12 protein-coding genes are annotated in these 9150 nt (G+C 67.5%); 6 read left to right on the forward strand and 6 right to left on the reverse strand.

Going from position 1 to position 9150, the window contains the following annotated elements:
* Positions 1-123: 123 nt before the first annotated feature.
* The 3 genes from AB1346_14070 to AB1346_14080 are packed head-to-tail and all read right to left on the reverse strand — an operon-like array spanning position 124 to position 2221.
* Entirely contained in the window at positions 124-1476 is a 1353-nt protein-coding gene (locus AB1346_14070) for a hypothetical protein (protein MEW6721568.1), read from the reverse strand.
* On the reverse strand, positions 1473-1853 hold the full coding sequence (locus tag AB1346_14075) for a hypothetical protein (protein MEW6721569.1): 381 nt from the start codon (positions 1851-1853) through the stop codon (positions 1473-1475). The genes AB1346_14070 and AB1346_14075 overlap by 4 nt, the downstream gene beginning before the upstream one ends.
* On the reverse strand, positions 1853-2221 hold the full coding sequence (locus AB1346_14080) for a hypothetical protein (GenBank protein MEW6721570.1): 369 nt from the start codon (positions 2219-2221) through the stop codon (positions 1853-1855). Before AB1346_14080 ends, AB1346_14075 begins: the two co-directional genes overlap by 1 nt.
* Before the next feature lie 241 nt (positions 2222-2462).
* Between AB1346_14080 and hemL the strand changes: the two genes are divergently transcribed.
* The 6 genes from hemL to AB1346_14110 all read left to right on the forward strand — a co-directional run bounded on the left by hemL (position 2463) and on the right by AB1346_14110 (position 6374).
* Positions 2463-3746: a glutamate-1-semialdehyde 2,1-aminomutase gene (hemL, locus tag AB1346_14085; protein ID MEW6721571.1), complete on the forward strand. Its 1284-nt coding sequence runs from the start codon at positions 2463-2465 to the stop codon at positions 3744-3746.
* Positions 3747-3809: 63 nt separating this feature from the next.
* Complete coding sequence (locus AB1346_14090; GenBank protein ID MEW6721572.1) at positions 3810-4085, forward strand: AtpZ/AtpI family protein; 276 nt, start codon at positions 3810-3812, stop codon at positions 4083-4085.
* Positions 4075-4470: an ATP synthase subunit I gene (locus AB1346_14095; protein MEW6721573.1), complete on the forward strand. Its 396-nt coding sequence runs from the start codon at positions 4075-4077 to the stop codon at positions 4468-4470. Before AB1346_14090 ends, AB1346_14095 begins: the two co-directional genes overlap by 11 nt.
* A gap of 39 nt (positions 4471-4509) precedes the next feature.
* Positions 4510-5265 carry a F0F1 ATP synthase subunit A gene (gene atpB, locus AB1346_14100; protein MEW6721574.1) on the forward strand — a complete coding sequence of 252 codons (756 nt, stop codon included), beginning with the start codon at positions 4510-4512 and terminating at the stop codon, positions 5263-5265.
* Between the two features lie 69 nt (positions 5266-5334).
* Entirely contained in the window at positions 5335-5670 is a 336-nt protein-coding gene (locus AB1346_14105; protein MEW6721575.1) for an ATP synthase F0 subunit C, read from the forward strand.
* Positions 5671-5789: 119 nt separating this feature from the next.
* Positions 5790-6374 carry a DUF3109 family protein gene (locus AB1346_14110; protein MEW6721576.1) on the forward strand — a complete coding sequence of 195 codons (585 nt, stop codon included), beginning with the start codon at positions 5790-5792 and terminating at the stop codon, positions 6372-6374.
* Here the strand turns inward: AB1346_14110 and nuoB are convergent.
* The 3 genes from nuoB to AB1346_14125 all read right to left on the reverse strand — a co-directional run.
* Positions 6308-7084 carry an NADH-quinone oxidoreductase subunit NuoB gene (gene nuoB / locus AB1346_14115; protein ID MEW6721577.1) on the reverse strand — a complete coding sequence of 259 codons (777 nt, stop codon included), beginning with the start codon at positions 7082-7084 and terminating at the stop codon, positions 6308-6310. The genes AB1346_14110 and nuoB overlap by 67 nt on opposite strands.
* A gap of 23 nt (positions 7085-7107) precedes the next feature.
* Positions 7108-8625, reverse strand: coding sequence for an NADH-quinone oxidoreductase subunit C (locus AB1346_14120; protein ID MEW6721578.1), 1518 nt, complete (start codon positions 8623-8625; stop codon positions 7108-7110).
* Positions 8626-8643: 18 nt separating this feature from the next.
* Positions 8644-9150 (reverse strand): proton-conducting transporter membrane subunit (locus tag AB1346_14125; GenBank protein ID MEW6721579.1); only part of this gene is annotated, 507 nt, incomplete at its 5' end.

Below are 9150 nucleotides of genomic sequence, written 5' to 3' on the forward strand. Positions count from 1 at the left end.
AGGAAACCAGCTCCCAGCCCTCCTTCCCCGCCTCCTTGAGCCATTCCATGTCCGCCGAAAGCCCTTCCGGCGTGTCCTCGAACATCATCATCCGATCCATGTATTCGAACACCATTTTACGGCTCACCTCTCCGATGGATTTTGCCGAACCCCGGTTTCACGCCCGATCCGCTCCCGGATTTCCCGATACGCCGTCTCCCGCTCCGCCCCCCGAAGCCCGGCCATGCGGACGGAACGGACCGTGACCTCGTCGTAGAGGCGCGAAATCCGGTCCCCGCCCTCTCCGCCGCCCAGCGCTTTCAGGATCGTTCCGCCCGCCTCGACGAACGCCGGGTCCGCGAGCAGGGCGATCTGTCGCCCGGCGTCCGAAAGGTCGCGCTCGCTTTCCGACAGGAGGAACCGCGCGAGGTGGCGCGCCATCATCGAAGCGTCCATCCGCTCGTTGTCCCGGCGCAGCAGCGCCAGCCGCTCGTCCTCGGGCATCAGCTTCCAGACTTCGTGGTCCACCGGTTCTCCCATCGCCATCCGCCCCGAGCCGAACCGTTCGATGAAGGACAGCAGCGACCTTTGTCCCGCCTCCTCCGCGACCGCCAGGATCAGCTCCCGCAGCCCCTTCGCCGGCATCTCGAAGAAGGATGGGTACCTTTCGAAAAACGGCCCGACGATCCGGCGGGTCTCCGCGGCGGTCAGCAGGTCGATCTGGACCATCGCGGAGCGGCGGAGCTCCTTCAGCGTCATCCCCGCGAGCTCGTTGCGCAGCTCCCGGAACCGGTATTCCGGCGGGACCGGCATCGGGTACCGCTCCATCGGGGGGCCCAGGAGCGTCTCCGGCTCCGCATCGAGCCCCGCGACGGCCGCCGCAGTTCCGCGGACCTCTTTCAGGAGACGCTCCGCTTCCTCCGTCGCGCCCGCTTCCACGGCCCGCGCGATCCCTCGGGCGACCTCCGCCGCCGCCTCGCGCAGCCGCGCTTCCGGGAGGGAGCGCATCCGCTCGAGCAGGTCGAAGTACAGGGAGAACTCGAGGACCCCTTCGTTGAAGCCCGGATCCGAGAGCATGTACGGCCGGAACAGCATCGCCGCGCGGGCGATCTCTCTTCGAAGCTGGAGGGGAGGAACGTCGTCCGGGCGCGCCGCGATCCGGGGCCACTTCTCCCGGACCGTCATCTCCTGGTACTCCTCCTGCGTCAGGTAAGGAGGATCGAACCGCTCGCCGCCCTTCTTCTTCTCTTCCAGCTCCGCGATCGCGTACCCGGTGTAGGCGGGAACGAACCGCTTCGCGAAACTCCGGAGCTCCTCCTCCGAGAGATGTTCGCTGTATCCGGCGAACATCTCCCTCGCGGCCTCCTCGTCGACGCAGTCGCCGAAGATCCGCATCGTGAACCGGAGCTGCGGCTCGGGGAGCTCGTCCAGGTTCCCGAGGAGATTGGATGTCCGGTCCTCGAGGCGCCGCCGGACCAGCTCGACGTAGCTGTTCACGCGTCCCCCCGCGCGTCCAGCCCGAACATCCGCCGGAACGTCGAAATCACCTCGTTCTTCCGGGCGGCCGGGAAATCCCACGTGGCGGAAACCATCGAGCCGGAGAAGGGGAACTCCTCGTCCTCGTCCGCCCCGTCGCACGATCCGCCCTTGACCGCCTGCGGAGGCGTCGCCGGCGGCATCCCCAGCGCCCGCCCGACGGCTTCGAGAAGCGACTCGCCCTCCCCGGTGTTGGGAGCCTGCACGGTGCAGTAGGTGGAGATCACCGAGACGAAGCAGGGCATGAGGTCGCCTCCCGCGGTCTCGACGAGGGCGTCGAGGTTCCACTGGGCGGCGGACTCCCGGAGGGAGCTCTTCCTGCACGCGAGATGCGCCATCACTTCTCCTCCTGTCGCCGGCGGAGGCAGTGGACCATCGCCTCCGGATCGAAGGCCAGGGCGCCGGTGTCGTGGTAGACGTCGCCGAGCCACTCGGCGACGTGGGCCCGGAGTTCCTCCCGGATCTCCCCTTCCCCGTCGAAGACGAAGACGACGACGCACCGGTCGTCGCCGTCGTAGAACCGGAAAGCGCAGACGTCGCCGGGAAGCTCGACGAGGTCGATGGCGACGACATCCTCGACGGCCAGATCGAACATCCGTTTTACTTCGAGGAGCGTGCGGGTCCGTCCGCAGAGGACGACCTCGGTTTTTCCGGACCACAGGGGGCCGAAACGGCTCTCGATCAGCTCCTTGTCCCGGATGCCCATGCCGTGCCCCTTTCCTTCCCGCCAGCCGTATCGTTGGAATAAAACGGATAGACGCGTCGGAAATTATCTTTTTACCCCGGCCCGGTCGCTTCTGTCAAGCAATTCTATAATGGCGTTTTGTCGATGATGAAAACCCAAAGAAAACCTGCCCCTTATCTTGACAGGGACTGTCCCGGGGGATATCATTTTTCCCTTTCCCGCGAACGAATCCCCTGGCAGGAGGCGACCTCCCGTGGCCCGGCTGAAGACGACGACATCGAAAAAGCTTTTCGCGCTGGCGAAGAACCGGATCCCCGGCGGGGTGAACTCCCCGGTGCGCGCGTTCCGCTCGGTGGGCGGGACGCCGCTGTTCATCGAGCGCGCGAAAGGCGCGACGGTGCGGGACGTGGACGGGAACGTCTACATCGATTACGTCGGCTCGTGGGGGCCGATGATCCTCGGACACGCGCATCCGAAGGTGGTGGGCGCGATCCGGTCGGCCGCGCTCCGCGGAACGAGCTACGGCGCCCCGACGCCGGGGGAGGTGGGTCTGGCCCATCTCATCCGCAGCGCTTTCCCTTCCATCGACAAGGTGCGGCTGGTCTCCTCCGGCACCGAGGCGGCGATGAGCGCCGTCCGGCTCGCGCGGGGGTACACGGGGCGGGACAAGATCGTCAAGTTCGAGGGCGGGTACCACGGCCATGCCGACGCGATGCTGGTGTCGGCCGGCTCCGGGGCGCTCACGTTCGGGCTGCCCGATTCCCCGGGGGTCCCCCGGGAGACGGCGAAGAACACCTTGACCGCGCGGTTCAACGACCTCGCCTCCGTGGAGCGGATCTTCGAAAGGAACAAGGGTGGCGTCGCGGCCGTCATCGTCGAGCCGATCCCCGGGAACATGGGGGTGGTCCCTCCAGCGCCGGGATTCCTCGACGCGCTGCGGGCGCTCACGAAGAAGCACGGTGCGCTGCTGATCTTCGACGAGGTGATCTCGGGCTTCCGCGTGGCGTTCGGGGGCGCGCAGGAGCTGTTCGGCATCGCGCCGGACCTGACCGTCCTCGGGAAGATCATCGGGGGCGGGCTTCCGGTGGGCGCGTTCGGCGGCCGGAAAGAGGTCATGGACGCCCTGGCGCCGGAAGGGCCGGTCTACCAGGCGGGGACGCTGTCGGGGAACCCGCTGGCGATGGCGGCGGGGATCGCCGCGCTCACGGAGCTATCCCGCAAGGGGACGTACAGGAAGCTCAACGAGAAGGCCGACTACCTGGCCGCAGGGCTGGCGAAGGCGTTCGCCGCGTCGGGCGTCCCGGCCTACACCAACCGCGTGGGGTCGATGTGGACCACCTTCTTCCAGGAGGGGCCGGTGACCGACTACGCGTCGGCGAAGCGCAGCGACACGAAGCGGTACGCGAAATATTTCCACGGGCTGCTGGAGCGCGGCGTCTACGTCGCGCCATCCCAGTTCGAGGCGGGCTTCGTTTCGACGGCGCACACGAAAAAGGATCTCGACCGGACGATCGCCGCGGTGCGGGATGTTCTCGGGACGCTGTAAGCGGAACCGGTTTCCATTTGACGGATTCCCGGCTTCTATGATAAGAATCCTGCGTTTGGGCTCATGAGCGACCGACAGGACCGCAAGGCGTTTTTCCGCGAGCTGGGAAGGTACAGCGCCCTCGGGTTCGAGATGGCCCTGTCGGTGGTCATCGGCCTGGGGATCGGCTACTACCTCGACAAGTGGCTCGGGACCGCCCCCTGGCTGATGATCCTGTGGATGGGCTTCGGCTTCGCCGCCGGAGTGCGCAGCCTCTATCGCGCCGCCGTACGGTCCGTGAAAGAGCAGGAGAAGGAAGAGGAAAAGGAAAAAGAACGGGAGCGGCCCGGTGGAGAATGAACGCTCCGGGGAGGTTTCGATCCGCTCCCTGGAACGCCGGATCTTTTTCTCCGCCGCGGCGATCCTCGCCGGGATCGCCGTCGCGGCGGCCGTCGGGGCGGCGAGCTTCCGGCTGCTCCCCGGGGCGGCGTGCGGCGCCGCCATCGCCTGCGGGAACTTCTTCCTCGTCCGGAAGATCCTGGAAAAGGCGTTCCTGCGCGAGGGCGCGGTCAACAAGCGGTTCGTCGTCCAGTACGCGCTGAAGTTCCTCGGCCTGATCGGGCTCGTCTACCTGGTCGTCCGGTCCGGCTGGTTCGATGTTTTGGGGTTTTTGATCGGGCTGTCGTCGCTGTTTTTGGGGGTCCTCCTGGAGGCCCTGGTGAAATCGTTCCAGCCGGCGGACTGAAAGGCGCATCCGCCGAGTCATCGCGGGGGTTACTCGGAAATGCGCAAGGCGATCCTCGGACTTCTCCTGGCGGCCGCGACGCCCGCGTCGGCGCTGGCGGCGGAGGAGCACGGCTATTCCTTCTTCATGGCGCTGCCCGGCGGGCAGAAATACTTCTACATGTACGCCGCGCTCTTCATCGCCGCGTTCCTGGTCGTCGCGTCGTACCTCGTCGTGGGCGGGAAAAAGACCTCCGACATGGTGGTCCCGGAAGGGCGGCTCACGCTGCGCAACTTCTTCGAGCTGATCCTCGGCTTCCTCGCTCAGCTCGCCGAGGACATCATCGGGCACCACTACAAGAAGTACCTGCCGCTTCTGGCGTCGTGCTTCATCTTCATCCTGTTCATGAACCTGCTGGGGCTCATCCCCGGCTTCCTCCCGCCGACGCAGAAGATGAACATCACCGTGGGGCTGGCGCTGGTCATCTTCCTGTCGACCCATTACTTCGGCGTCCGCGAGAACGGCGTCGCCTACTTCAAGCACTTCCTCGGCCCCGTGTGGTGGATGGCCCCGATCATGCTGCCGATCGAGATCATCTCCCACCTGGCGCGGCCGATGTCGCTCTCCCTGCGCCTCTTCGGCAACATCACCGGCGACCACGCGGTGGTGGCCGGCTTCATGGCGCTGATCCCCATCCTCGTCCCCTCGATCTTCCTCGGGCTGGGGCTGTTCGTCTCCTTCATGCAGGCGTTCATCTTCACCGTGCTGTCCATGATCTACATCTCGGGCGCGGTCACGCACTCGGAGGAACACTGATCCACGCAACACCCCGGCGGGCTTTGCGGGGCTTTTCGCCGGGATCATCCTGAAAGGGGGAAACACCCTATGTTCCGCAGATTCACTTTCTCTCTCCTCGTCGCCACGCTCTTCATCGCGCTGGCGTCGGTGGCTTTGGCGGCGGAGGAAGGCGCTCCTGCCGCGGGCGGGGATTCCAACGTGAAGGCCGTCATCGCCCTGGCGGCGGGTTTCGGCATCGCGATCGCCGCGTTCGGCGGCGCGCTGGGCCAGAGCCGGGCCATCGCGGCCGGGCTGGAGGGGATCGCGCGCAATCCTTCCGCCCAGAACAAGATCTTCATCCCGATGATCGTCGGCCTCGCGCTGATCGAGTCCCTCGTCATCTACGCGCTGGTCATCGCGTTCGTCCTCGTCGGGAAGCTGTAAGGCCGGCCCGAAGGAAAGGTTTTTCCGGAAAGGGCCCCCGCGCGGGGCCCTTTTCCTTTCTCTTCTTCGCGAAGAAGCTTTAGAATGATTCATATCTTCCACACAAGGCGCGCACCCCGATGAAGATCGATCCGCTCGTGTACCACGCGAAGTTCCCGCGAAGCTGCTCCCTCGCCCAGTGCAAAAGCCGCTGCTGCAAGGGCGGCGTATGGGCCGACATCAAGGAAAAGGACGTCATCCTCCGGAACGCGGAGCTGTTCGTCCCGTACATGCGCCCCGAGGCGAAGGACCCGGCGTCCTGGTTCGGGGAGACTACGGACGATCCGGACTGCCCGAGCGGCGTCGCCGTGGAAACCAACGTGGCGGGAGACTACTGCGTCTTCTTCCACCCGGGGCACGGATGCTCCCTGCAGAAGGCGGCGGTCGACCTGGGCTGGCACGAGTGGGAATTCAAGCCGCGCTTCTGCATCATGTTCCCGCTGGTGGTCTGCGAGGGCGAGCTCACCGTCGACGAGGACATGGACGACGTCTGGTGCATGAAGCGGGAGAACCGCACCCACCCGATCCTCCCCGCGGTGGAGAGGGAAGTGCGGCACCTCTTCCCGGAGGAAGTCGCGCGCAAGCTCCTTTCGGAAGACTACGGCTCCGCCGCCCCGGCGGGGACGCGGCCGGGATACCTCCCGAAAAAGGCGACGATTCCGTAGAGGATCGAAAGCGGGTGCGGCGGGCACCCGGGGATGTAGAGGTCGACCGGGACCGTTCCGCCGACGCCGTCCTCCACGGCGTGCGACCCGCGGAAGATCCCGCCGCTGGCGGCGCACGCGCCGATCGCGATGACGATCCGCGGCTCCGCGACGGCCTCGTACGTCTTGACCAGCCCTTCCTTCATGTTCTTCGTGACCGGCCCCGTGACGAGGATCCCGTCCGCGTGGCGCGGGGAGGCCACGAAGTCGATCCCGAACCGCTGGAAGTCGAAATTCGGGTTCCCCGCGGCCTGCGCCTCGAGGTCGCACCCGTTGCAGCCGCCCGCGGACACTTCCCGCAGGTGGAGCGACCGCCCGAGGAGGGAGCGCAGCTTCTTCGCGGCGACGGCAGGCGCGTGCGGCGTCCTTCCGATGACCAGCTCCTCCCGAGTGCCGAACGGCAGGTGCGGGTCCGGTGTGAAGCGGATGCCTTTCCCCCCGCACGCCTCCTCGCAATACCCGCAGAACACGCATCTGCCGAGGTCGAGGGTCCTTTTCCCCGCGTCGACCGCCCCCGTCGGGCAAACCATCGCGCCGATTTCCGCCGCATCGCCGGAGAAGAACTCCTCCCCGAGCCGGGGCGCGCCCCGATATCTTTCCGGAAGCCCCTCCGGAGGCAGCCCCAATGCCGTGTTCCCCACCCTGAATCTTCCGGTGAACGCCTCCAGCATTTTCCCGCCTCCCCGGCCCTGCCCTAAAGGTCCGCGCCCGAATACGACAGGTTGAAGCTCTTGTTGCACAGTGGAAAATCGGAGATGACGTTTTCCCGCACCGCGAAGGCGAGCCCCGGCCAGTTGTGGAACGACGGGTCCACGACCTTGTAAGCCGCGATCCCTCCCGCCTCGTCGACCACGGCGGCGTGGACGATCTCCCCGCGCCACCCCTCCTCCACGGACACGACCAGCCTGCGGCCGGAAGGCGCATCCGCGGAGCCGCCGGAAAGCGCGCCGCCGCCGGCTCCCGCCGTCGGGAGCACGAGCGACAGCCATCGGAACGATTCGAGCATCTCCTCGTAGCGCTCCCGCGCGCGGGCCAGGACGTCGCCCTCCCGCTGCAATATGACCGTCGGCGGGAACTCCGCGAAGCAGGGAGACGGGAAATCGCGCCGCGCGTCGACGTCGCGTCCCGATGCCCGGCCGGCGGGGCCGACGATGCCCAGCGTCGTCGCCGTCCGGAGGCGGAGGCAGCCGGTCCCTTCCATCCGGACGACGACGGAGGGCGCCTCGAGCATGATCGACCCGCCCTTTTCGGCGTCCACCCGCAGACGGCGCAGCCGGTCGAGGATCGGCTCCGGGGCGGTTCCCGGGATGCGCGGCGCCAATCCGCCGATCCGGTTCAGGCCGCGCCCGTACCGGTTTCCCGTAAGCGTGGTCAGGAGGCCGAGCGCCTGCCCGCGCAGATGGGCGAAGTGGGCGGCGCCGAAAAGGTACCCGATGTCGGTCGCGAGGCCGCCCAGGTCCCCGACATGGTTGGCGATCCGCTCCAGCTCGAGCGCGATGGAGCGCCAGCTTTCCGCCGACGGATCCGCCGGCCGCCCGAGGAGCGCCTCGAGGAGGCGGGCGCAGGCGTTGGAATGGCCGACGGCCGTGTCGCCCGAGATCGATTCGGCAAGGATCAGATGCCGGTACCCCGGCTTCCCGGCGAGCAGCGACTCCGTCCCCTTGTGCTGGTACCCGAGCCGGATCTCGAGGTGCTGGATCGTCTCCCCGGCGCAGGAGAAGCGGAAATGCCCCGGCTCGATGACTCCCGCGTGGACGGGCCCCACGGACACTTCGTGGATCCCCTCGCCCCGGACCTGAAGGAACCGGTATCCCCTGCGCGGCTCCGCCTCCGGGGCCTCCGGGCTCCGGGACGGGAAGAAGCGCTTCGGCCATCCTTCGTGAAAGCGCAGCGGGTTGAGCTCGGGGTGTCCCTCGGGGACGATGCCGAACTGGTCGTAGACCTCCCGCTCGAACCAGTGGGCGGCCGGGCAGACATCCGTGAAGGTGGAGTAGGCCTGGCCGGAGATCTCCGCGCAGCCGTGGGCGAACCGGCCCGGCGCGCTTCCCCCGACGACCGCGTGCAGGAGGAACCGGCCCGGGGAGGGCTCCTCCGCGAAAAACGCCAGCAGGCGGTCGCCCCCCGCGATCCCCTCCCGGAGAAATTCCCGGAACCGGTCCTCGGCCAGAGGCCGGGATTCCGCGAGGTCGAATATCCGGACGCAGCGCATCATCTCAAGCCCTTCCCCCTCTCACGAGAACGCCAGCGCGGAGGCAAGCCGCTCCAGCGTCTCATAGAGCCGCTGCGGAACGTGGATCCCCAGCCAGACGGAGGCGAACAGGAGCGCGCAGGCGGGCGCCAGGCACCACCAGTCCGCGGCGGCGACCGGCGCCGGCTCCCCCTCGCCCAGCGCCATGTTGCTCCCGTGCACGAGGAAGGAGCCGAACAGCACCGCGAGCAGCGCCAGGTACAGCAGCGATACGGCGATGTTGCCGCCGGCCACACCCCCGGCGAGGATCCCGAACTTGCTCCAGAACGCCCCGAACGGAGGCGACCCGGCGATCGCCAGGATCCCGCCGAACAGGAGGAAGCCGGCGAGAGGGAAGCGGCGGAGGACCCCCCGGATCACCTTGATCCGCTGGGTGCCGAACCGCAGGATCAGGTCGCCCGCGACCAGGAACAGCAGCACCTTCGCGATCGAGTGGTTCAGCACGTGGAGCAGCGCGGCCGGCCGCGCGACCCCGCCCAATCCGAACCC

The organism is Thermodesulfobacteriota bacterium, assembly GCA_040758155.1.
Lineage (GTDB): Bacteria > Desulfobacterota > Deferrimicrobia > Deferrimicrobiales > Deferrimicrobiaceae > UBA2219.

What these genes read in the sequence shown, in the direction of transcription:
- AB1346_14090 (MEW6721572.1), top strand. Translation starts at nt 3,810, where the DNA reads ATGAGCGACCGACAGGACCGCAAGGCGTTTTTCCGCGAGCTGGGAAGG.
- nuoB (MEW6721577.1), bottom strand. Translation starts at nt 7,084, where the DNA reads ATGCTGGAGGCGTTCACCGGAAGATTCAGGGTGGGGAACACGGCATTG.
- atpB (MEW6721574.1), top strand. Translation starts at nt 4,510, where the DNA reads ATGCGCAAGGCGATCCTCGGACTTCTCCTGGCGGCCGCGACGCCCGCG.
- AB1346_14110 (MEW6721576.1), top strand. Translation starts at nt 5,790, where the DNA reads ATGAAGATCGATCCGCTCGTGTACCACGCGAAGTTCCCGCGAAGCTGC.
- AB1346_14080 (MEW6721570.1), bottom strand. Translation starts at nt 2,221, where the DNA reads ATGGGCATCCGGGACAAGGAGCTGATCGAGAGCCGTTTCGGCCCCCTG.
- AB1346_14075 (MEW6721569.1), bottom strand. Translation starts at nt 1,853, where the DNA reads ATGGCGCATCTCGCGTGCAGGAAGAGCTCCCTCCGGGAGTCCGCCGCC.
- AB1346_14120 (MEW6721578.1), bottom strand. Translation starts at nt 8,625, where the DNA reads ATGATGCGCTGCGTCCGGATATTCGACCTCGCGGAATCCCGGCCTCTG.
- AB1346_14105 (MEW6721575.1), top strand. Translation starts at nt 5,335, where the DNA reads ATGTTCCGCAGATTCACTTTCTCTCTCCTCGTCGCCACGCTCTTCATC.